This is a genomic window from Bacillus cereus (genome assembly GCF_025917685.1).
Taxonomy (GTDB): Bacteria; Bacillota; Bacilli; order Bacillales; family Bacillaceae_G; genus Bacillus_A; species Bacillus_A cereus_AT.
In genome coordinates this window covers 5,085,994-5,109,485 of the sequence record NZ_CP089518.1, presented here as the reverse complement: position 1 = coordinate 5,109,485, position 23,492 = coordinate 5,085,994, and the positions used below count along the sequence as shown (strand labels likewise).

The window sequence follows — 23,492 nt, the reverse complement described above, 5'->3', positions numbered from 1 at the left end:
TATAGCATATATAGTTTTAAAATCATCTATATAAAACCTTAGCGCGTAAAATTGTCACATTTATAGGGAATAGTAAAGAGGGCAGAGCCTTCTAAAATAAGGTGGATTTTATGGCTGAATTTTATGAAAATATAATCATTTTTATTTTATCTATTTTTTGGGAGCTATAAGTTTAAAATATAGAAGAAAAGCAGTATTCTTAAAGATAGAGTTTTTTTAACATATGTAGGAGGGTTTATTCGTGAGCAACTTATTTACAACAGTAAAAGAAAAAGTTCAAGGAAAAGGCATTTCTATCGTACTTCCTGAAGGAACTGATGAAAGAATTTTAGGCGCTGCAGAGCGTTTAGCAAAAGAAGAGTTAGTAAAACCAATTTTAGTTGGTAATAAAGAAGAAATTAGCGCAAAAGCTGCTAGCATGAATTTAACATTAGCAGGCGTTGATATTTATGACCCAGCTACATATGAAGAAATGGATGCAATGGTAGCATCTTTCGTTGAACGCCGTAAAGGTAAAGCAACAGAAGAAGATGCTCGCAAAATCCTTAAAGACGAAAACTACTTCGGTACAATGCTTGTATACATGGGCAAAGCACAAGGTTTAGTAAGTGGTGCAGCTCACTCTACAGCTGATACAGTTCGTCCAGCACTTCAAATTATTAAAACAAAACCAGGCGTTACAAAAACTTCAGGCGTATTCATCATGGTACGTGAAGAAGAGAAGTATGTATTCGCTGATTGCGCAATTAACATTGCACCAAACAGCCAAGATTTAGCTGAAATTGGTATCGAAAGTGCGAAAACTGCTGAACTATTCGGCATTGACCCACGCGTTGCTATGTTAAGCTTCTCTACAAAAGGTTCTGCGAAATCTCCAGAAACAGAAAAAGTTGTAGAAGCAACTCGCATTGCGAAAGAAATGGCTCCTGAATTAACTTTAGATGGAGAATTCCAATTCGATGCTGCATTCGTACCATCTGTAGCTGAGAAGAAAGCTCCAGGTTCTACAATTAAAGGTGATGCTAACGTATTCGTATTCCCAAGCCTAGAAGCTGGTAATATTGGCTACAAAATCGCTCAACGCTTAGGTAACTTCGAAGCAGTAGGACCAATCTTACAAGGTTTAAACATGCCTGTAAATGACCTATCTCGTGGATGTAACGAAGAAGAAGTGTACAAGTTAGCTTTAATTACGGCAGCTCAAGCACTTTAATTCTGTAATGAATTAGTATGAAAAAAGACCACCCTATTTCTTTTGAAATGTGGGTGGTCTTTTTTATTTTTCTAAACCAAGTGCTTTATTGTTGCGATCAATAATACGTTGTAAATTCGTCTCGTATAAAGGAATTTCATCTACTGTTAGTTGAGATGGTGTTAACTTTGGAGCGAATTGTTGCAGCGTTTTTAAAAGGCGCATCATTAAATCTTGTACTGTAATTGTTTCGCCAAGTAATTCAGAGAGTGAAGCCATCGTACTCGGTACAATTTCAGGGTACGTAAATCGCGTTTCTTCTCTTTGAATTGCTACGTTGTAGAAATCACGAACGAGTGCGGCACGCTCAGAACCGCTTCCTGTTGCACATAAGTAAATTTGTACAGCAACGCCACCGCGAATACGGCGCTGTGAAATACCAGCGAATTTTTGATTACGAATACTTAAATCATAGCTACCAGGACAGTAAGAACCAACAATTTCTTTTGCCTCGATAGTAACATCGTAATCTTTTAACATTTCCTTAATTAAATGCCACATCGTATCGTACCCAAGATCAATATCGATACCTTTTTCTGTTTCTTGGAATAAAAGTGATACGTTTAAAACACCTTCATCAAGTACGACCGCAAGTCCGCCAGAATTACGAACGATAACATTGAAGTTGTTTTCTTTTAAAAAGGAAATACCTTCTTCTAAATGTGGTAGGCGCGAATCTTGAATGCCAAGAACAATTGTATTGTGATGAACCCAAGAACGCATTGTTGCAGCGGAGTGACCTTTTCCGATGCTTGTGCATAAAGTGTCATCCATTGCGAATGACTGAAGTGCATGGAATGTTGGTCCTAAACTAGACTGATCCACAATACGCCACTCTGGCTGAGATAAAATCGAACGGGAATTGCTCATATAACTAACCCCTTATCTTTAAAATGACAATCTCTATTATAGCAAAAAATAAAAAAAGGAGTTTTACTGCCCACAAATAGCGGGATAAAGGGGGATTTTGAAGTGAAAGAATAAAAAGGATGCATTGCATGCATCCTTTTTATTCTGCAATTTTTTCTAAATTACCGTTTCGATCCATTCGAAAAGAGGTTTGGGGACGCTCCTCCTCATCCATTACTGCCAATTTACGAGCTCGGTTCATAATATTCATAAGTGTTTCGTAATCTTCTTGTACAGTATGAGATTGTTGTTCTAATTTTTCTAGTTTCTTTTCTAGTTCTTCATTTCGCAAGATTTGCGCTTTAATTTCTTGTTTCAATCTCGTATTCTCGTTTTCAAGAGCTGTTATTTTTATATTTGAAGATCCAACTGTTTGTAAAAAGTAAATAACATCTTGCATTGTTATCGAGCTTTTTGGAGCAGGGACAGTCGGCTCTTGATATGGAATTGCTTCTTTATATTGAACAGCTGCTTCGTATGGTACTAGTTCTTCATAATCATCTACCGCTTCTGAAGCTGGTGGTGTATAAAGTAAGCGTTTTTTTGCCTGTTCGCCGCTCGCAGCACGCATTTTATCTTTACGATGTTTTTTTGCTAGTTGAAGAGCCTGCTCATAACTATAGCGAACGACAGCGTTCCAGCGGAAACCACAAGCAGCGGATGTGCGGTTTAACTGATCTCCTACTTCTTCAAATGCATTCAATTGAGTACTTCCTTCTCGAACATGGCGAAGCACCGTTTCAGCAAGTAATAAATCGTCCTCGTCTGTCCAAGCATCTTGTCTTACTTTCATAGATTCAACTCCCTTTCTTTTTATGAACTTCCTATTTTTATAATGGGCAAAAAAAAAAGCTTTTATACAAAGCTTTTAAAAATATGGTAGATTTCGATGAAGAGAAGAAATTTTTACTATGAATGGTGGAAGCTTTTGAAGGAGAAAATATAAATAATATGTAGCCTTATATAGGAATAGAGCTATGTCCGGAGACTTGCAACAAGCTTCAAAGAGCGGTAAAATACCATTTAGTGTTTATTTTTAAATGTACTTGTGAAAAGTTTAAAATAGAGGAAGTGTTATATATAATGGGAAACGAATTTCGTGTGTGCGATGATTGTCAGGCGACGAACGTTAAAACGCTGATTCCGAAGTTAAAAAAAGTAGATTCATGTGCAACGATTGAGGTTGCATGTCAGTCTTACTGTGGCCCTGGTCGTAAAAAATCATTCGCGTTTGTAAATAATCGTCCAGTTGCGGCTCCAACAGAAGACGAATTAATTGTAAAAATTGCAGCAAAGTTAAATAAGTAAGAAAAAGAAGAGTGAATAGATTACTCTTCTTTTTTTATGTCCGTAAGATAGCGTTTTGTATGAATTCGTATTTCAAAATAATGGTTGACAGCCTTTTGAAGCGGTAGGTAAAATAGAAAGTGTCTGATTCTGAGAATCATTATCAGGAAAATATCAATTCATCTAATTTTTTTTATTACTATTTGAGAATAAATTTCATTTTATTAAATATATGTTGTTGGTTAGGATGGTTGAGGGATGGAAGCGAGCGCAAGGAGTATAGAACAGCAAGATGTGAATGTTAAAGAGATTAAGAGCAGACCGCTCGTTGCCTCTATTATTTTAATAGCAGGCACAATTTTGTTAGCTTTAAGCATGGCAGTTTCTATTTCGTTTGGTGCTGCAGATATTAGTTTAAAGACCGTTTGGCAAGCTGTATTTCAGTTTGATGGGTCTATAACGCATCATAACGTAATTCAAGAACTTCGCATGCCTAGGGCGATAGGGGGCGTAGTTGCAGGTGCCTTTTTAGCGGTATCAGGAGCCATTATGCAAGGGATGACACGGAATCCACTTGCATCACCATCGTTAATGGGGATTACAGATGGTGCTGTATTCGGGATTGCAATTATGTATGCATTCTTCCCTAATTCACCTTATTTAATGTTTGTTATCGCATCTTTTATTGGAGCTGCGTTTGGAGCAAGTATTGTATATGGTATTGGGTCTTCTTCACCGGGTGGATTAACACCTGTGAAATTAGCTTTAGCTGGAGCTGCAATTAGTGCTTTATTAGGGGCAATTTCATCTGGAATTGCATTGTACTTCAATCTTGCCCAAGAGGTGAGTATGTGGAATGCAGGCGGCGTTGCCGGAGTGAAATGGCAAAGTATTAATATGTTAGTACCGATTGGTCTTGTTTGCCTCATTATAGCAATTATGATGTCGAGATATATTACCATTTTAAGCTTTGGTGAAGAAATTGCGATTGGGCTAGGTCAAAATACTACATTAATTAAATTCATTGGAACAGTACTTGTTCTTGTATTAACGGGTTCTGCGGTTTCTATGGCAGGATCGGTTGGATTTGTTGGTCTTGTAATTCCACATATGACTCGTTTCCTTGTAGGCTCAGATTATAGATGGGTTATTCCATGTTCTGCGGTCTTAGGTGGATTGTTAATTGAATGTGCAGATATGTTATCTCGCGTTATTAATCCACCATTTGAAACGCCAATTGGAGCAATTACAGCGCTAATTGGAGTTCCATTCTTCCTCTACTTAGCACGTAACGAAGGGAGAGGGAAAATGTGAGGACGAGCGTCTTAACAAAAAAGAACGTTTCTATTTTAACGATTTTAGTAGGATTAATCGTTGCTGTATTTTTAGTAAGCTTAAATACAGGAACATTTAAAATACCACCAATGGATGTATTAAAGTCATTGGTTGGATTAGGTGCAGAAGATCAATCTGTTATTTTATTTGAATTTCGTATGCCACGTATGGTTATTGCTATATTAGTTGGTTCTGCACTAGCTATGTCAGGTGCAATTTTGCAAGGGTTATCACGAAACCCACTTGCTGATCCAGGTATTATCGGTATTAACGCTGGAGCGGGATTAACAGTTGTTGTATTCGTCTACTTTTTCTTCGGAAAAGTTGGAACAGGTACACTTTTATCTGTATTTATCCTTCCGTTCTTCGCACTAGTTGGGGCGATATTGGCAGCGGTTATTATTTATTTACTAGCATGGAAAGACGGTGTTTCATCAACTCGATTAATTCTTGTTGGTATCGCTGTTGCAGCTGGATTTGGTGCTGTTAGTTTAATTTTTTCTATGAAGATGACATCGAACGACTTCCGTTTTGCAACGATTTGGTTGGCAGGAAGTTTATGGGGAACAGATTGGAAGTTCGTACTAAGTGTACTCCCATGGATGATTATTTTCTTACCACTTGCCATTAGTAAAGCGCACATATTAAATGTAATGAATTTAGGCGACTCTACAGCAGTTGGCCTTGGTGTAAACGTAGAAAAGGAAAGACGTAAATTATTATTTATTGCAGTTTGTTTAGCGGGTGCATCTGTCGCTGTTGCGGGCGGCATTGGTTTTATCGGTTTAATGGCTCCGCATTTAGCGAGAAGCCTCGTTGGTGGTAAACATCAAATTATGTTACCAACGGCTGCATTAATAGGAACGTTCTTACTTTTATTTGCAGATGTAATTTCAAGAAGTGTGTTACCAACTTCAGAAATACCGGTCGGACTTGTTATTTCTGTAATTGGCGCACCATATTTCATATATTTACTTATGAGGACAAAATAAAGGGAGGCTTTTTGTATGGCAACTTTAGCGGTTGATGCGGTATCTGTTGGCTATAATGAAGGGTTAATTATAGATGGATTAACAGTTGAAATTCCGGAAGGGCAAATTACAACGATTATTGGACCAAATGGTTGTGGGAAATCTACATTATTAAAAACGGCTTCTCGTATTTTGAAAGCAAAACGAGGTACTGTTTATCTTGATGGAAAAGCAATTGAGAAACAGCCAACGAAAGAAATCGCAAAGAAAATGGCGATTTTACCACAAACTGCAGAAGTGCCAACAGGCCTTACTGTGTTTGAACTTGTTTCATATGGACGTTTTCCTCATCAAAAAGGATTTGGAACATTGAAAGAAGAGGATTATCGCTACATTCATTGGGCACTTGAAGTGACGGGGATGACAGAATTCGCAAATCGTCCAGCAGAAGCCTTATCAGGTGGGCAGCGTCAACGTGTATGGATTGCGATGGCTCTTGCACAAGGAACAGATTTACTTGTGTTAGATGAACCAACAACATACTTAGATATGGCTCATCAACTTGAGGTATTAAACTTACTGAAGAAGTTAAACAAAGAAGAAGGCAGAACGATTGTGATGGTTATTCACGATTTAAATCATGCTTCTCGTTTCTCTGATCATATGATTGCATTAAAAGCAGGTAAGTTAATGAAACAAGGAACGCCAGATGAAGTTATGACGAGTGAAACACTTCGTAACGTATTTGAGATTGAAGCGCAAATCGTTCCATGTCCAGTAAACTGTAAACCAATTTGTTTAACATACGATTTAGCGATGATTAATAATCAATTGCGCAAAAAAGCATAATTAATAGAATTTCCCCCTCTTAAAGAGGTGAGAGGGGGGGTTCTAATGGACGTTGAGCTTCTTACCCCTAGATGGGAAGTTGAACGCCCGTTAGAACGGGCTATAAACAACATTTAATAAATATATATTAATTAAATGTTGTTTTCGTTTCTTATAGTTACATGCAAATTATAAGAGAAATACAGCTAGAAGGAGTGGGAATATGAAGAATTTTAAAATGGCACTATTAGCAATGGTACTAGTTGTTACTTCTGTACTATTTGCAGCTTGTTCTAACAAAGAAGAAGAGAAGAAAGCAGATGCGAAGGTTGAAGAGCGCACTGTACAGCATGCAAAAGGGGAAATTAAAATTCCTGCAAATCCAAAGAAAATTGCTGACCTTAGTGGTTCAACAGAAGAATTATTAATTTTCGGTATGAAACCGATTATTACTGCAAATACAACACAAGAAAAAATTGATGGACATATTGCAAAGAAATTAGAAGGCGTGAAACCAGTAGGTTCTGCTTGGGGCGATAAAATTAACATCGAAGCAGTAGCTGCTGCAAAACCAGACTTAATTCTTGTAAACAATCGTCAAGAAAAGATTTATGATCAATTATCTAAAATTGCACCAACAGTTATGTTAAAAACTCCATTAGACCAATGGCGTCCAAAATTCGAAGAAGTAGGTCAAATCTTCGGTAAAGAGAAAGAAACAAAAGAATGGTTCAAACAGTATGATGAAAAAGCAAGCAAATTACATGACAAAATCATCGCTAAAACTGGTGATGCAACATTCATGAAAATGGCTGCATATCCAAATGCTTTCCGCGTATACGGTGACTACGGTTACGGTAGCGTAATCTTTAATGACTTAAAGTTACCAGCAGTTAAAGGTACACCAACTGATAAACCATTAGTACAAGTACAAAAAGAAGCTTTAATCGATTACAATCCAGATTACTTATTCGTATTTACAACTGGTGACGGTTCTCAGCGTCTAAAAGAATTCCAAGAAGAATCAATTTGGAAAAATATGAACGCTGTTAAAAACAATCACGTATTCACAATTAGCAATGAAGACCTAAACAAAGGATACTTCCCACTAGGTAAAGAAATGATCTTAGACGAAGTTGCTGAGTTTGTTTTAGGAAAATAATATATAAAGAAAAATCACTTTTACGTCGGTAAGAGTGATTTTTCTTTATATAACAGGAATTAATATAGTCTTTCATTTCTTTCTGTTTCTTATTTCGTTTATAATATAAAGTAAGAATGTAGTAAAGGAAGGGGGATGTCGGAAGGTGGTATATTTAAACGACAAACTCAGCGAAACAAAAGTGTTTAAAGACCCAGTACATAAATATGTGCACGTGCGCGATCGCGTTATTTGGGATTTAATCGGAACGAAAGAATTTCAACGCTTGCGCCGTATAAAGCAGCTTGGAACGACATTTTTTACATTTCACGGTGCAGAGCATAGTCGCTTTACTCATTCGTTAGGTGTATATGAAATTATTCGTCGTATGATTGATGATGTGTTTGATGGCAGACCGAACTGGAATGCTGAAGATAGATTATTATGTTTATGTGCGGCATTACTTCATGATGTCGGTCACGGCCCGTTTTCTCACTCGTTTGAAAAAGTATTTTCGTTAGATCATGAGAAATTTACCCAAAAGATTATCGTTGGTGATACGGAAATTAATCGTGTGTTAAGCCGTGTTGATAAGGATTTCCCGCAAAAGGTAGCAGATGTCATTGCGAAAACATCTACTAATAAATTAGCGATTAGTATGATTTCAAGCCAGATTGATGCTGATCGTATGGATTATTTATTAAGAGATGCATATTTTACTGGTGTAAAGTATGGGAACTTTGATATGGAGCGTATACTGCGTGTCATGCGCCCATACGGTAATCAAGTTGTCATTAAAAATAGTGGTATGCATGCTGTAGAGCATTATATTATGAGCCGTTATCAAATGTATTGGCAAGTATATTTTCATCCGGTAACACGTAGTGCAGAAGTAATTTTAACGAAGATTTTACACCGAGCTAAATCGTTGCATGAGAAGTATTATGCGTTTAAAAATCATCCTGTTCATTTCTATTCTTTATTTGAAGAAGAAGTAACAGTAGAGGATTATTTAAAGCTAGACGAGAACGTAATGTATTATTACTTCCAAGTATGGCAAGATGAAGAAGATCAAATTTTAAGTGATTTATGCCGCCGCTTTATGAACAGAAATCTATTTAAATATGTAGAGTTTACTGATAAGCACGGTTTAGATAATTGGATGGAATTAAGTAGCTTATTTAAAAAGATTGGACTCGATCCAGAGTATTATTTAGTTGTTGATTCAACATCAGACTTACCGTATGACTTTTATCGTGCAGGAGAAGAAGAAGAACGTCTACCAATCTTACTTCTTATGCCGAACGGGGAACTTAGAGAGCTTTCGCGTGAATCGGATATTGTTGAGGCGATTACAGGTAAGAAGCGAACGGATCAAAAACTATTCTATCCGCATGATTTAATCTATGAAGATGGAAGAAGAGGAAAATATAAAGAGAGAATTATCGAGTTGTTAGAGGGAAAGAAATAAGAAGCAGCTAAGAGCTGCTTCTTATGAAAAAATTTGAGATTATTTGTCGCTTAAGCGTTTTCCGCCAACTGCATAATGGTTTTTAGACATTTCTTCGATGAAAACAACGATGTTTTCTTCAGGAGCACCAGTTGTTTCGCTTACTGCTGCTGTTACTTTCTCAGCAAGAGCTTTCTTTTGTTCTTCTGTGCGTCCTTCTAGCATTTTCACTGTTACGTATGGCATGTACAATCGCTCCTTTTATGTAAGTTACACTCTTATTATAGCGGATTATGGGGAAGAACAATCGAAAAAACAAATAATTTCTTTTTTTGACATATTGAAGAGGAGTTGGAGTATGGATCAGTTATTTAGATATCCGTTGCAACAAATTCCATTGGTAGCAATGGCAATTATTATTGCATTATCTGTGCATGAATTTGCACATGCGTATGTTGCATATAAATTTGGAGATGATACAGCAAAAAAACAAGGACGTTTAACGTTATCACCGATGGCTCATTTAGATCCTATTGGTATGATTGCTGTATTAATTCTTGGATTCGGTTGGGCAAGACCAGTACCGGTTAACCCGTATAACTTTAAAAGACCGCGTCTTGCGGGAATATTAGTTTCTATAGCGGGACCGATAAGTAATCTTATCTTAAGTGCAATTGGTTTAATTATTTGGTATAGCTTAATAACATTTGGTGTATTAGATGCGATTCCACCTGCAGTAGCAGATACGCTGGGTCAATTCTTTCAGATTTTTATTATGCTTAATATTGTTTTACTTGTATTTAACTTATTACCAATCCCGCCACTTGATGGTTATCGCGTTGTGGAAGATTTAGCACCAGCAAATATTCGTGCGAAAATGACACAGTATGAAAAGTATGGAGCAATTGCGTTATTAATTCTTGTTATTACACCGCTTAGCAATTACACAATTCAACCTATTTTTAATGTTGTTATTCCATATGTATTAGTGTTTTTACAAAGTATCATTGCGCCTATTTTCGGGCTCCTATAATTATTAAGCGAGGAGGAATTTACATATGACAGAGAAAAAGAAAAAAATCGGTTTTAATATAGTGAAGAATGACTCAACAGATGGACATGGTGGTTTTGGTGTTGGGGCATTAAGCCTAGAAAATATTTCCCCTGTATTTGTTGATGTATTAGAGAAAACTGCGTTCGTTGATATCGGTGCGATGCATGCGCGTAGTACAGTAGAAAAAGGTATTAAATTTTTAACAAATAAAGATGAAGTTCCAAACGGAAAACCATTTTGGCTTGTTTGGGTAACGATTGAAAGAACACCAAACGGTGCATATTACGCAGGTGTAACTGCTTGTGAAATGACAGTTGATCGTGAAATTCGCCGCGGATATAAATCACTTCCAGAGCATGTAAACAAAATGGATAAATCACTAAAGCGTCACATCATGATCGATCATATGGATGAATCATCTAAAAAAGTACTTGGTACATTCTTAAAAGAGCATAATGAAGCAATTTGGAACGAATCTAGTGAAGAATTGCGCCGTGCATTATTAGGTGAATAAAAGAAAAGGATGTCCCGTAAGTCGAGTTTTTGACTAGGTGACATCCTTTTTATTTAGTGACTAGGACCATGGTATATGAAAATATATCAACGATTCGCCAAGGAATATCGATTTACCGACAATGAATGATAATAGCCTTCTTTCTTACCACGGGAGATATTTTTTCCACCAGCCCGTCTTTTTCTTCTCTTCACTAGCCTTGTCGAATTCTTCTTTATCATCAACGTGATCCATACAATACTCTGTTGGCTCTGTTCCTTTTGCGAAATACATTTTCACAGAAATGGGACAATTTTTTGTAGCAATCTTACCGTTTTCAGGGTTAACGTCGACAGCAACAACGTCTGTTGGTTGTTTGAAATCTTTTTTAGGCTGTCCATCTAATCCTTTTTCCATCGTATCGGTCCATATTTTTTTCGCGTATCCTTGTTCTGCTACGTTTGAAAGGGATTTAGGTTGATCATATCCAACCCATACACCAGTTACGAGCTGTGGGGTAAATCCAATCATCCAACTATCAGTTTCAGTAGAACCAGACTTTCCGGCATATGTTCTTGATAGCTTTGATAACATCGATTGCCCAGTTACAGCGGCATAGCTGCTTAGTTTTTTATTAAACATACCAGTCATCATCTCTTCCATCACAAACGCTTTGCTTTTATCGAGAACTTGTTTACTCTCCAAATGGGCATCGTATAACATGTTCCCTTCATGATCCATAATGCGGCGAATAAATATCGGTTTTATTTCTTTTCCACCATTTGCGAACATGCTATAAGCATTCACCATTTCAATCGGTTTTACAGGAGACGTACCGAGAGCTAGAGAAGGCACATCTTTTAATGCACTCGTAATTCCGAATTGCTTCGCAGTTTTTGCGAGAGTGTCATCCCCTAAAAACAAATTCGTTTTCACGGCATATATGTTATCAGAGACTGCGAGAGCTTGTGCCATAGTTACGAAATCATCTGCATAATAATCTTTATAGTTTTTCGGTTTATACTTTGAAACGCCGTCACCTAAAGTGAATACAGTGTATTCGCTTTTTAAGCGCGTAGCAGGGGTGAATCCCCGTTCCAAAGCTGCGTAATATAGAAATGGCTTAAATGTAGAACCGGGCTGACGAACGGCTTGTGTAGCCCGGTTAAATTGACTCGTATTATAATCAGTTCCTCCAACAAGGGCAGCCACTTCACCCGTTTTCGGATTCATAGAGACGAGAGCAGTTTGTATGTTTGTTGTGTCAGGAATATGATTTTTTACAGCTTGCTCTGCTACAGATTGTAATTTAGGGTCTAGCGTTGTATAAATACGCAAGCCACCCCGCTGTAAGGCTTGCTCATCTAATCCGATATCACGAAGAAGAGAAGCTTGTACAGCATCTTGGAAATAAGGTGCAATTTCTGCAACTTTTTTCGTATCCAATGAGGCAAAAGTAAGTGTTTCTTTTTTTGCTGAGGCAGCTTGCTGTTTTGTAATATAACCTTGCTCTACCATTTCATCTAGTATGAGAGACTGACGTCCTTTAGCACGCTCTTCTTTAAAAAAGGGAGAATAGGAGCTAGGTCCTTTCGGAATACCTGCGAGCATACTAGCCTCTGCTAATGTTAATTCTTTTGCAGTTTTATCAAAATACAGGCGAGAAGCAGCTTCGATTCCGTAAGCACCATGCCCGTAATAAATTGTATTTAAATATCCTTCTAAAATATGACTTTTATTGTAGTTTACTTCAAGACGAACGGTATACATTGCTTCTAATAGTTTACGTTTCCACGTTTTATCATGATCTAAGTATAGGTTACGAGCATACTGTTGTGTAATAGTACTAGCACCTTGTACTTTTGCCATTGCTTTTAAATCGGCAACAATGGCACCAACAATGCGCTTCATATCAAAGCCATGATGTTTGTAGAATCGTTGATCTTCAATAGATAGTGTCGCCTCTTTTACATAAGGAGAAATTTCATCAAGAGATACATTATAGCGTTTTTGCATTTCATTACTCTGCCCTATAACAGTGTCATCATTAGCGTAAAAGACACTCGTTTGCGGAACCGCAACAGGTGGAGGTCCCATAATTTTTGCAGCTATAATGATAATGAAAAAGGAAAAAACGAAAAAAAGAATACAAGAAAACATTACGGTGAAGAAAAGACGTTTATATTTTTTAAGTTTTGGATTCATAGTTTGATCCATCTTTTTCAGCCCCTCATTAATACAAGCATTATTGTATTAGTATTGAGGGTTTTTGTTTATTTTAAACAATGAAATTTCCAAAATAAAAAGAGCCCCTTCATTTAAGAAAGGAGCTCAAAAGCACGTGCTGGCCAATCAGTAATAATGACGTCTACGCCATAATCAATCATAGTTTGTAAATCTTTATATTCATTAATGGTGTAAGGGCGAAAAATGTATCCTTGCCCCTGTGCTAATTGGACAAACTCTTTCGTTAATAATTGAAAGTTTGGATGTAATCCAGTTGCCTCACGTTTTTTTGCTTCAGCAATTGGATCTGCAAGTGGTGTATCGTACAAAATCGCCCTTGGAATTTCTGGCGCAATTTCTGCTAATAATGAAACGGAATCATGGTTAAATGATGAAAATACAATTTGATTGGATAGATGATATTCACGAACAAGGGCAACGACCTTTTCTTCAATATTTGGATAGTGAATAACATCTGTTTTCAATTCAATGTTAAGTTGTAAATTTGTTGTAGAGAGCCAAATAAATACTTCTCGTAAAGTTGGGACTTTCGCCTCATGGAAAGAAGGGTCTTTATGGCTACCGGCATTTAAAGCTTGTAATTCTTCTACAGTTTTTTCAGAAACAAGTCCTATGCCATTTGTTGTACGATCGATGGTTTCGTCGTGAATTACGACAAGTTCACCATCTTTTGATAAATGGACATCAAGTTCAATTCCATGAGCACCAATGCGTTCGGCTTCTTGAAAGGCAATCATCGTATTCTCTGGATGTGTCCCTTTTACCCCGCGGTGAGCGAAAATAAGTGGTTTATTCATGTGAAAATCTCCTTATCATCTCTTTTTCTTCATTATGAAACTGCCTTGGGAAAAATACAATTGAATAGGACAAACATTTACAAAAGTCTAACAGTTGCATAAAAGTTAACGTTAACGTAAAATGTAATAATCAAGTGAAGGGAGGAATAAACATGTATAAAATCGATGAAGTAACAAGGCAAGTTGGTTTAACAAAGCGTACACTTCGTTATTATGAGGAAATTGGTTTAATTCATCCCCCAGAACGCAGCGAGGGGAATATTCGTCTGTATACAGATGAGGACATTGCAAGAATTAAAAAGATTGTGGAAGCGAAAGAAGTGTTAGGAATTACGCTTCAAGAAATGCAACATTTCTTATCGTTAAAAGAAAGAATGGAACAAAGAAGAAATAGTGAAAATCCTCGTGACCGTGAAGTTATTCATGAGATTAAAGAGATGCTTGAAAAACAAGTGCAAACGTTAGACGAGAAGATGGAGCAAATGCAGCGTGTGAAGGCGGAGCTAGAGGATAGTTTAAGCCGAGCGGTCACATTTTTAGAGAATACAAAAGGAGAATGAGCAAAATGGAGAGTAAACAAAAATTAGGGAGATTGATTACAGTGGTGGCTACCTTCCTTGCCTTTTCAGGTATAGGAGTGGTCGACCCAATTTTACCAAGTATTGCTGAACAAATTGGTGCTTCGCATTGGCAAGTCGAGATGTTATTTACAGCTTATATTTTAACGATGGCAATTATGATGTTACCAGCTGGAATATTTGCATCAAGATTTGGTGATAAACGAATGATGACGATCGGTCTTGCGATTGTAACTGTATTTGCATTTATATGTGGTATATCGCAAACGATTGCTCAATTATCTCTTTTCCGCGCTGGATGGGGATTAGGAAATGCGATGTTTTTTGCTACAGCAATGACATTATTAATTGCATTAAGTAAAGAAGTTCATGAAGCAGTAGGATTATATGAAGCAGCCATTGGTTTAGGAATGGCAGGTGGACCACTATTAGGCGGGATATTAGGTGGCTATTCTTGGCGTTACCCATTTTTTGCGACGAGTATTTTAATTTCTTTAGCATTTATTTTAGTTTTCTTTTTTGTAAAAGAACCGGAGCGAAAAGTGAAGCGTAAAGCGGCAGGCGTAGGGGAATTACTTAACCTGGTGAAGTATAAACCGTTTATGCAAGGTGCAATTTCGGGAATGTTATACTACTACGGATTTTTCGTCGTGTTAGCATATTCACCACTGATTATGCATTTATCTGCTATTCAATTAGGATTTGTATTTTGCGGATGGGGATTAGCATTAGCTTACGGATCAGCAATTTTAGCGCATAAGCTAGAAGGTAAATATGAACCAAAAACATTGTTAAAAGGTAGTTTACTCGTATTTGCGATTTTCTTAATTGCACTATTCTTCGTTAAAATCATGTGGTTACAAATCGTGTTAATCGTTCTATCAGGATTAGCATCAGGATTAAATAACGCGTTATTTACAAGTTATGTAATGGATATTTCACCTTATGAAAGATCTGTTACATCAGGTGTTTATAACTTCGTTCGTTGGTTAGGAGGCGCGATTGCTCCAATTTTATCAGGAGTCATCGGTCATACAGTTTCACCACAAAGTCCGTTTTTAGTCGGTGGAATTGTTGTGTTAGTTGGTTGCGTAATAATCTTAATTCCGATTCGTAAACCGGTAGAAATAGAGACAAAAACCCTTTCTTAAGAAAGGGTTTTCTTTCCTGTTACAGAGCAAACCCTTTTCGCATATATGTTAGAACCCTCTGACTAAAATATATTTTCGGTATTTTTGTACTTTTAACTATACTTTTTGGATGTTTTGTTTTATTTTTGTTAGGGGACATTAATGATGTCCCTATTATAAATTTGCATTGAAAGGCGTGATTGTACGATGGAACTATGGTTCACTGAAAAACAAACAAAGCATTTTGGGATTACGGCGCGTATTAACCGCACATTACATACGGAGCAAACAGAATTCCAAAAACTTGATATGGTTGAAACGGAAGAGTTCGGAAACATGCTTATTTTAGATGGCATGGTTATGACAACAGAAAAGGACGAGTTCGTTTATCATGAAATGGTAGCGCACGTACCTTTATTTACACATCCAAACCCTGAAAACGTATTAGTTGTAGGCGGTGGCGATGGCGGTGTTATTCGTGAAGTGTTAAAACACCCAAGCGTAAAGAAAGCAACTCTTGTTGAAATCGATGGAAAAGTAATTGAGTACTCTAAACAATACTTACCATCAATTGCAGGCGCATTAGATAATGAGCGTGTAGAAGTAAAAGTAGGAGACGGTTTCCTACACATCGCAGAAAGCGAAAATGAATATGACGTAATTATGGTAGATTCTACTGAGCCAGTAGGCCCAGCAGTAAACCTATTTACAAAAGGCTTCTACGCTGGAATCTCTAAAGCGTTAAAAGAAGATGGTATTTTCGTTGCACAAACGGACAACCCTTGGTTCACACCAGAACTAATTACAACTGTGTTTAAAGACGTAAAAGAGATCTTCCCAATTACTCGTTTATACACGGCAAACATTCCAACTTACCCAAGTGGGCTTTGGACATTCACAATCGGATCTAAAAAACATGATCCATTAGAAGTAAGTGAAGAGCGTTTCCACGAAATTGAAACGAAATATTACACAAAAGAATTGCACAATGCAGCATTCGCATTACCGAAATTTGTTGGCGATTTAATTAAGTAAGAAATCGAGTTTGAACAAATAAAGTGTAAGTAGCTCATTTAAGGTGTTTGTCCAGAAGACTTGAGCATGCTAGCTACTTGCACATCTGTAAAGAAAATCGTCTTCTTATCGTTAAAAAAGAAGACACCGGTAAATCGAGAAAGAGGAGCAGTGCGCTCCAAATTTGAGAAATAGTGAAAGGTTGGGATACCTTAAGTTCCACATAAGGAGGAAAAGAATATGCGTTTTGATGAAGCTTATTCAGGTAAAGTATTTATTAAAAGTCATCCAAGTTTTGAAGAGTCAGAGGTAGTTATTTACGGGATGCCTATGGATTGGACAGTAAGTTTCCGTCCAGGATCTCGCTTTGGCCCTGCACGTATTCGTGAAGTATCAATTGGTCTTGAAGAATATAGTCCGTATTTAGATCGTGAACTAGAAGAGGTGAAATATTTTGATGCGGGTGATATCCCATTACCATTCGGAAATGCACAACGCAGCTTAGACATGATTGAAGAGTATGTATCAAAACTTTTAGATGCCGGTAAGTTTCCACTAGGTCTCGGCGGTGAGCACTTAGTGTCTTGGCCAATTTTTAAGGCAATGGCAAAAAAATATCCGGATTTAGCAATCATCCATATGGATGCCCATACTGACTTACGTGAGTCATATGAGGGAGAGCCTTTATCCCACTCTACACCAATTCGTAAAGTGTGCGATTTAATTGGTCCGGAAAACGTATATTCTTTCGGTATTCGTTCTGGAATGAAGGAAGAATTCGAATGGGCAAAAGAAGTAGGTATGAACTTATACAAATTTGACGTGTTAGAACCGTTAAAAGAAGTATTACCGAAACTTGCAGGACGCCCAGTCTATGTCACAATTGACATTGACGTATTAGACCCAGCTCACGCTCCTGGAACCGGAACGTTAGAGGCTGGAGGTATCACATCTAAAGAACTATTAGATTCCATCGTAGCAATTGCAAATTCAAATATAAATGTAGTTGGAGCAGATTTAGTAGAAGTAGCTCCAGTCTACGACCATAGTGATCAAACACCAGTCGCAGCAAGCAAATTCGTGCGGGAAATGCTGCTCGGCTGGGTAAAGTAAAAGTGAAGGCAGCTCGCTCGGAATCGCAGGTCATTGGAACGCTCGACCGAGAAGCGCTTTTGGCGCAGGCCGAGAGTGTGAAATGGCCGGAGATTCTAGCTGCCGTAGCTAGATAAAATAAGAGCCTTCTATATGAATAGGGGGCTCTTATTTTGTTGTTATGTGTCGGTAAGTCGATATATTTAAAAAATCGCCGATATAATTGCACTTAACGTCATGTGACATAAAAAAAGAGCTATTCTCATCATTTGAGAATAGCTCTTTTTTCTTATGCAACTTTTTCTTCTGAAGTAATACCACGAATTTCATCAGCGGAACGAATTGGGTATTTGCGGAACACAATTGATCCGACGTATCCGACAACTATGGTAACGATTCCGCATAATACGGCAGCAATCGTTACTTTTATAACGTCATTAAATCCGAATAAGACAAGTAGTCCTGGAATTGGTGATGCTGTCCCTGGTGCATTATTAACGAGCTGGAATAGCGACGTAATAATACCGGCAAGTGCACCGCCAACAAAGTTTGTCGCGTAAATTGGAATTGGGTTTGCTGAGACAACATCGGCTTGTGTTAACGGCTCGATTGCGACAGCGATTGTATCTTTCTTTGAACAAATTTTTAGTCGTTTAAAGAAAATAAAATTCATCGGGGCAGAAGCTGCTACGGCAAGACTACCAATAGCCATTGGTAAACCTGTTAATCCAAGCATTGCAGTTAGTGCCATAGAACTTAATGGAGAGGTAGAAATAACTGTTATTAATCCACCAAGCATAATACCCATAATGATAGGACTTTCTGTAGTTGCAACTGAAATCATAGAACCGATTTTACCAAGTGTTGCGTTAACAAGTGGATCCATAAGCATGGCCATTCCACGTGAGATTGGTGCAGCGATAAATAGGATTGCTAAAAATTCTACACCAGCTGGTAATTTCTTTTCGAGAAATTTCACGACGAAGGCACAAACGTATCCAGCGAAAAAACCTGGTAAAATACCGAATCCGCTAGTAGCGATACCGATTAAAACCGCGTATACGGGTGAGACACCGATTGCTAATGCTACTAAAATTGCCGCTGCGACACCGCTCATACTACCAGAAGCTTCTCCTACTGATTGTAAAAAGTCATTATGAAACATTTCCCCACCGATATAACGGTGAAATGCTTCAATAAGAAAACTTGCGATTGCTGCATTAGCTAAAGCACCCATTGCTTTCATTCCGTAAGGAGCACGGTAACTAAAAAGTGTAAATAGACAGAGTACAACAAGTAATAGTGCTAAACCTTGCAAGATAGCCATTTGAAAACTGTCTCCTTTGATTTTTGTAATAAAAATTTGTATCATTCAATAATAATATAAAAGTTTGTTAAACGGAAAAATTTTTTATTGGGAAATTGCTGTAAGGTGAAAAACTCTTACAATAATGTAAGGAAAGTGTAAGGCATTTCGATAGAGTATAGTATGCTTTTTTTCGTATAATACAGGTATAGACATACGGTTAGTGAGAAAGCAGTGCAAACAGGAGGCGCATTTATGAAATTGGTAATTAAAGTTTTAGCTGTGTTCGCCATTATTTTAGGAGGAACAGCGTATTATTTAAACACAAAAACAGAAGGTGTGCATGCTTTTGTAGACAACTTCTTTTCAAATAAAGAAATACAAGATTATTATGCTGTTATAGATAAAAGTGAGAAAAAAGACGATGAATATTTGTATACATTTAAAGGGTATACAGAAGATGGAAAGCTACAAGTTATTAAAAGAATGATGAACCGTGAATTGCATACGGGTGCTTTTATAAAAATTTATGCAAAAGGTATGCAGGGAAAAGGATGGGCTGAAATCCCGAAAGAATCAATCCCGCAAAAAGCGTTGCAAAAAATAGAAAAACCATAAAAGGAGCGAATCGTTCGCTCCTTTTTTAGTGCGTTAAAATAGTGATAGCTGAACTTTTTTTATTAGAAATGATTTTTGCACGTCCACCAATTGGGAAAGTAAGGATTGGAGTTGTATGTCCGAAACTTGCATTCGCAATAATAGGGATATGTGCAAGTTCAGGCTTTGAAGCAATCATTTCTTGAATGTCCTCTATCATACATTCTGCTCCTTTTTGCATTCTTCCTATAACAATGCCTTTTACATGTTCAAAGTCAGGTTGCTGCATAAGAGAATGTAAATATCGATCAAAAGTTTTTAGGGTAGCTTTTCCGGTTAAACTATCCTCTTCAAGAAACAAAATTTTGCCTTGTAAGTTTGGCATATATGGTGTACCTTGTAGTAAATTCAAAGTGCTCATATTTCCGCCGATAATATCCCCTGTTGCCTCTCCTTCCTGAATCGAAACATATCCTTCATTTTTAATAAACTCTCGATTTTCTTGATCAATATACCAAGAGTCATCGCTCCACGTTTCAGCTGGTAGTATTTCAATAGGTTCATGAGAAGTTAAGCACTTTAAAAAGTAATCGGTTGTATAATCGAGCCCTTTCTCCATTCCAAATGAAGAGAAGTGAGGGCCTGAATATGTAACAAGACCTGTTTTTGTATAGATTGTGTTATTTAAAGCAGTAATATCAGAATAACCACAGAAGAATTTCGGGTTTTCACGAATTAAATCGTAATTGAGATGTTTTAATAAACCGTTAGAGTTATATCCGCCAAGTGTCGTCAAAATTGCTTTTACATTAGGGTCTTTAAATGCTTCATGGAGGTCTTGGACGCGTGAAGAAATAGAAGAGGAAGCAAATTGATCTATCTCATCAGCATATTTTGAGAATGTAACTTGAAAGCCCATGTCGGTTAATCTTTTTATAGCAAGCTCTCGGTTCGTATTTGAGACAATACTTAAACTACAAGATGGTGAAATAACCCTTATTTCATCACCTTTTTTTAATTTTATTGGTAGCACCAAATTCACCCCTTTAAATGAAAGAATATTTAGATTTAAAAAACATTTTAACATATGAAATAAAGTGAAGGTGAATTATTTTTTGAAAAGGAGTTTTCCTGATTTTTCAGCAGACAGACAGCATCTTTTTTTGATATGATAGGAAAAGTGATTTATTATAAGTAATATTTAATATCTATAACATTTGAAGGGTGTGCAAGACGTGAAGAAACAACTTGCAGGCTTGCCGGTACACGTTCATTTCGTAACAGAAATCCGTGAAGGGGCGAGGAAGGAAACCGTTGCTTTTGAAGCAAATGGTCAATACTATGTAAAAGGTCAAGGTACATATATAACATTCCAAGAGCCGAACGAACAAGGCGAAGTGAAAACAATTATTAAAATCCAAGATGAACAAGTTCTCATTATGCGTTCAGGTGCTATTTCTATGCGTCAGACGCATGTGAAAGGTGAATGGACAACTGGTACGTATACGAGTGAACTTGGTACGTTTGCATTGCAAACGAAAACTGATAACGTTCTTTTTAAATGGTCGGATGAAAAGAAAAAAGGACAACTCTTCTTAACGTACGCATTGCTTCTAAGTGAACAAGAAGCTGGCAGATATACAATTACAATTAATTTGAAGGAGGCAAAATAATGAATTCTTTAGAACAAGTAAAAGGATTGATTAAAGAAGAAATTCAAGCCGCTGTATTAAAGGCAGAATTAGCGACAGAAGAACAGATTCCAAACGTTATATTAGAATCTCCAAAAGATAAAACAAATGGTGATTTCTCTACAAATATGGCAATGCAACTTGCACGCGTTGCGAAAAAAGCGCCTCGTATGATTGCAGAAGAATTAGTTGCAAACTTCGATAAAGCAAAAGCTTCTATTGAAAAAATTGAAATCGCTGGTCCTGGTTTCATTAACTTCTACATGGATAATAGCTACTTAACAGACTTAATCCCAACAATCGTAAACGCTGGTGAAGCTTACGGTGAAACGAATACTGGTAAAGGTGAAAAAGTGCAAATTGAGTTCGTATCTGCGAATCCAACAGGCGATCTTCACTTAGGACATGCACGTGGTGCAGCGGTAGGTGACACTTTATGTAACGTATTAGCAAAAGCAGGATACGATGTATCTCGTGAGTACTACATTAATGATGCTGGTAACCAAATTCATAACTTAGCTCTTTCTGTTGAAGCTCGTTACATGCAAGCTTTAGGCTTAGAGAAAGAAATGCCAGAAGACGGTTATCATGGTGCGGATATCATTGGAATCGGTAAACGTTTAGCTGAAGAGTTTGGCGATCGTTACGCAAAAGCTGATGCAGAAGAAAGCTATGAGTTCTATCGTTCATACGGTTTAAAATATGAGTTAGCAAAACTTCAAAAAGACTTAGAAAGCTTCCGTGTTAAGTTCGATGTATGGTTCTCAGAAACATCATTATACAAAAACGGAAAAATCGATGCTGCACTTGCAGTATTAAAAGAGCGTGATGAAATCTTTGAAGAAGGCGGAGCAACTTGGTTCCGTTCAATGACTTACGGTGACGACAAAAACCGTGTATTAATTAAAAACGATGGTTCTTACACATACTTAACGCCAGATATCGCTTACCACCGTGATAAATTAGAGCGTGGTTTCGATAAGCTAATCAACATTTGGGGTGCCGACCACCACGGTTACATTCCTCGTATGAAAGCTGCTATTCAAGCACTTGGTTACGATAAAGAAACACTTGAAGTAGAAATCATCCAAATGGTACAACTGTACCAAAATGGTGAAAAAATGAAGATGAGTAAGCGTACAGGTAAAGCAGTTACACTTCGTGAGCTTATGGAAGAAGTAGGCGTGGACGCAATGCGTTACTTCTTCGCAATGCGTAGCGGTGATTCTCATTTAGACTTTGATATGGACTTAGCTGTATCAAAATCTAATGAAAACCCAGTATACTATGCACAATATGCTCATGCTCGCGTATGCAGTATCCTTCGTCAAGGTGAAGAGTTAGGATTAGCTACAGGCGGAGACGTGAATTACAAACTTGTTACTTCTGAGAAAGAAGTAGAGTTACTGAAAAAACTTGGTGAATTCCCAGCTGTAGTTGCGGATGCAGCGCAAAAACGTCTGCCACACCGCATTACAAGCTATGCATTTGAATTAGCAGCAGCATTACACAGCTTCTACAATGCAGAAAAAGTATTAAACCAAGATAACTTAGAATTAAGTAAAGCTCGTTACGAATTAATGAAAGCAGTACGCACTACACTTCAAAATGCATTAGCAATCGTAGGAGTATCTGCACCAGAAAAAATGTAATAGACAAAAGAAAAGATGCTTATTTTTGTTTAGAAGTGATATACAAGTTGCTATAAAAACATCTAATCAGTCTATAGACTGATTAGATGTCAAAGAAAGAAGACTGACGAAAAGCTGTATGGCTTGATAATAGGAAGTTGAAACAGAAAAAGAGATGGCAAAGCTATCTCTTTTTCTGCGCCAATTTTCTAATCTAAATATATGTGACAAATATATGTTATGGTGATGAAGTGAAAATAGTAAAATACCAGTTAACTATTGATTTTTAGGAGCGATTCTAGAATAATAGACTGCTGGGGGTAACTTTATCAAAAATCCATATATGTATTATTAGTTGTTGGAATGTTACTAGGAAATGGTGTGATTATTGTAAAAAACATTGTTACAGCTATGCCAAATACTAAAATAACAATTCATCTAACCAATTAGTAATTAATCTTGAAAACTTCCAACTTAGTCAAGAAACTAGGGATGGTATGTTTAAAATAGTACATATAGTACAATTAAAGTTTTCATGATTTGATAAAAAAAATGAAAGGATATAAATCTCTCGGTTTTGATATTATCATCATATATAAGCTCATTTTAATTCTTCGACATAGCCATGGAACCCATTAGGCAAAGTGTTTTTTCTCGACACTCATTTATATACTCCAAAAATAAAAAGG

23 protein-coding genes are annotated in these 23,492 nt (G+C 37.1%); 16 read left to right on the top strand and 7 right to left on the bottom strand.

Annotated features, from left to right (window positions below; translation table 11 throughout):
• Positions 1-241: 241 nt before the first annotated feature.
• The gene (gene pta / locus LUS72_RS26645) at positions 242-1,213 is read left to right on the top strand and encodes a phosphate acetyltransferase (RefSeq protein WP_000067219.1); all 972 of its coding nucleotides are present in this window, start codon (positions 242-244) and stop codon (positions 1,211-1,213) included.
• Positions 1,214-1,276: 63 nt separating this feature from the next.
• Here the strand turns inward: pta and LUS72_RS26640 are convergent, their stop codons facing one another.
• On the bottom strand, positions 1,277-2,122 hold the full coding sequence (locus LUS72_RS26640) for an octanoyl-[GcvH]:protein N-octanoyltransferase (RefSeq protein WP_097831429.1): 846 nt from the start codon (positions 2,120-2,122) through the stop codon (positions 1,277-1,279).
• A gap of 139 nt (positions 2,123-2,261) precedes the next feature.
• On the bottom strand, positions 2,262-2,954 hold the full coding sequence (locus tag LUS72_RS26635; RefSeq protein WP_264448477.1) for an RsfA family transcriptional regulator: 693 nt from the start codon (positions 2,952-2,954) through the stop codon (positions 2,262-2,264).
• A gap of 290 nt (positions 2,955-3,244) precedes the next feature.
• On the opposite strand from LUS72_RS26635, the gene LUS72_RS26630 reads away from it, so the two are divergent.
• The 6 genes from LUS72_RS26630 (at position 3,245) to LUS72_RS26605 (ending at position 9,194) form a co-directional block, all read left to right on the top strand.
• Positions 3,245-3,469: a YuzB family protein gene (locus LUS72_RS26630; RefSeq protein WP_264448476.1), complete on the top strand. Its 225-nt coding sequence runs from the start codon at positions 3,245-3,247 to the stop codon at positions 3,467-3,469.
• 237 nt (positions 3,470-3,706) lie between these two features.
• Positions 3,707-4,762 (top strand): FecCD family ABC transporter permease, encoded by a 1,056-nt coding sequence (locus LUS72_RS26625; protein WP_000388282.1) that lies wholly within the window; start codon positions 3,707-3,709, stop codon positions 4,760-4,762.
• A complete protein-coding gene (locus tag LUS72_RS26620) occupies positions 4,759-5,775 on the top strand; it encodes a FecCD family ABC transporter permease (protein WP_097831431.1) in 1,017 nt (338 codons plus the stop codon). Before LUS72_RS26625 ends, LUS72_RS26620 begins: the two co-directional genes overlap by 4 nt.
• Positions 5,776-5,790: 15 nt before the next feature.
• On the top strand, positions 5,791-6,603 hold the full coding sequence (locus LUS72_RS26615) for an ABC transporter ATP-binding protein (protein ID WP_000212073.1): 813 nt from the start codon (positions 5,791-5,793) through the stop codon (positions 6,601-6,603).
• A gap of 202 nt (positions 6,604-6,805) precedes the next feature.
• Complete coding sequence (locus LUS72_RS26610; RefSeq protein WP_002113112.1) at positions 6,806-7,744, top strand: ABC transporter substrate-binding protein; 939 nt, start codon at positions 6,806-6,808, stop codon at positions 7,742-7,744.
• A gap of 145 nt (positions 7,745-7,889) precedes the next feature.
• A complete protein-coding gene (locus tag LUS72_RS26605) occupies positions 7,890-9,194 on the top strand; it encodes an HD domain-containing protein (protein ID WP_000262736.1) in 1,305 nt (434 codons plus the stop codon).
• A gap of 39 nt (positions 9,195-9,233) precedes the next feature.
• Here the strand turns inward: LUS72_RS26605 and LUS72_RS26600 are convergent, their stop codons facing one another.
• Positions 9,234-9,419: a 2-hydroxymuconate tautomerase gene (locus LUS72_RS26600; RefSeq protein ID WP_001147171.1), complete on the bottom strand. Its 186-nt coding sequence runs from the start codon at positions 9,417-9,419 to the stop codon at positions 9,234-9,236.
• A gap of 112 nt (positions 9,420-9,531) precedes the next feature.
• Here LUS72_RS26600 and LUS72_RS26595 point away from each other — a divergent pair, with 112 nt between their 5' ends.
• Positions 9,532-10,206: a site-2 protease family protein gene (locus LUS72_RS26595; RefSeq protein WP_070145628.1), complete on the top strand. Its 675-nt coding sequence runs from the start codon at positions 9,532-9,534 to the stop codon at positions 10,204-10,206.
• A gap of 25 nt (positions 10,207-10,231) precedes the next feature.
• Positions 10,232-10,741 (top strand): YwhD family protein, encoded by a 510-nt coding sequence (locus tag LUS72_RS26590; RefSeq protein ID WP_002113108.1) that lies wholly within the window; start codon positions 10,232-10,234, stop codon positions 10,739-10,741.
• A 144-nt stretch (positions 10,742-10,885) separates the two neighbouring features.
• Here the strand turns inward: LUS72_RS26590 and LUS72_RS26585 are convergent, their stop codons facing one another.
• The gene (locus LUS72_RS26585; RefSeq protein WP_097831433.1) at positions 10,886-12,937 is read right to left on the bottom strand and encodes a transglycosylase domain-containing protein; all 2,052 of its coding nucleotides are present in this window, start codon (positions 12,935-12,937) and stop codon (positions 10,886-10,888) included.
• Between the two features lie 101 nt (positions 12,938-13,038).
• A complete protein-coding gene (locus LUS72_RS26580) occupies positions 13,039-13,764 on the bottom strand; it encodes a glycerophosphodiester phosphodiesterase (protein WP_097831434.1) in 726 nt (241 codons plus the stop codon).
• A gap of 152 nt (positions 13,765-13,916) precedes the next feature.
• On the opposite strand from LUS72_RS26580, the gene LUS72_RS26575 reads away from it, so the two are divergent.
• The 4 genes from LUS72_RS26575 to speB all read left to right on the top strand — a co-directional run bounded on the left by LUS72_RS26575 (position 13,917) and on the right by speB (position 17,599).
• Positions 13,917-14,324, top strand: a complete 408-nt coding sequence (locus LUS72_RS26575; protein ID WP_097831435.1) for a MerR family transcriptional regulator — start codon at positions 13,917-13,919, stop codon at positions 14,322-14,324.
• Positions 14,325-14,329: 5 nt separating this feature from the next.
• Positions 14,330-15,493, top strand: coding sequence for an MFS transporter (locus tag LUS72_RS26570; RefSeq protein WP_097831436.1), 1,164 nt, complete (start codon positions 14,330-14,332; stop codon positions 15,491-15,493).
• 186 nt (positions 15,494-15,679) lie between these two features.
• Entirely contained in the window at positions 15,680-16,507 is an 828-nt protein-coding gene (speE, locus tag LUS72_RS26565; RefSeq protein ID WP_000424696.1) for a polyamine aminopropyltransferase, read from the top strand.
• Between the two features lie 219 nt (positions 16,508-16,726).
• On the top strand, positions 16,727-17,599 hold the full coding sequence (speB, locus tag LUS72_RS26560; RefSeq protein WP_097831437.1) for an agmatinase: 873 nt from the start codon (positions 16,727-16,729) through the stop codon (positions 17,597-17,599).
• Positions 17,600-17,867: 268 nt separating this feature from the next.
• Here speB and LUS72_RS26555 read toward each other — a convergent pair whose 3' ends face one another.
• Complete coding sequence (locus LUS72_RS26555; RefSeq protein WP_097831439.1) at positions 17,868-18,905, bottom strand: PTS sugar transporter subunit IIC; 1,038 nt, start codon at positions 18,903-18,905, stop codon at positions 17,868-17,870.
• A 234-nt stretch (positions 18,906-19,139) separates the two neighbouring features.
• Between LUS72_RS26555 and LUS72_RS26550 the strand changes: the two genes are divergently transcribed.
• Positions 19,140-19,502 (top strand): YxeA family protein, encoded by a 363-nt coding sequence (locus tag LUS72_RS26550; protein ID WP_097831440.1) that lies wholly within the window; start codon positions 19,140-19,142, stop codon positions 19,500-19,502.
• 25 nt (positions 19,503-19,527) lie between these two features.
• Here the strand turns inward: LUS72_RS26550 and LUS72_RS26545 are convergent, their stop codons facing one another.
• Entirely contained in the window at positions 19,528-20,568 is a 1,041-nt protein-coding gene (locus LUS72_RS26545) for a S66 family peptidase (protein WP_264448475.1), read from the bottom strand.
• Positions 20,569-20,716: 148 nt separating this feature from the next.
• On the opposite strand from LUS72_RS26545, the gene LUS72_RS26540 reads away from it, so the two are divergent.
• Together LUS72_RS26540 and argS are read left to right on the top strand one after the other, a co-directional pair.
• Positions 20,717-21,154 (top strand): YwiB family protein, encoded by a 438-nt coding sequence (locus tag LUS72_RS26540; protein ID WP_000744340.1) that lies wholly within the window; start codon positions 20,717-20,719, stop codon positions 21,152-21,154.
• Positions 21,154-22,824, top strand: coding sequence for an arginine--tRNA ligase (gene argS / locus LUS72_RS26535; protein WP_001086435.1), 1,671 nt, complete (start codon positions 21,154-21,156; stop codon positions 22,822-22,824). Before LUS72_RS26540 ends, argS begins: the two co-directional genes overlap by 1 nt.
• The last annotated feature ends 668 nt before the right edge of the window (positions 22,825-23,492 follow it).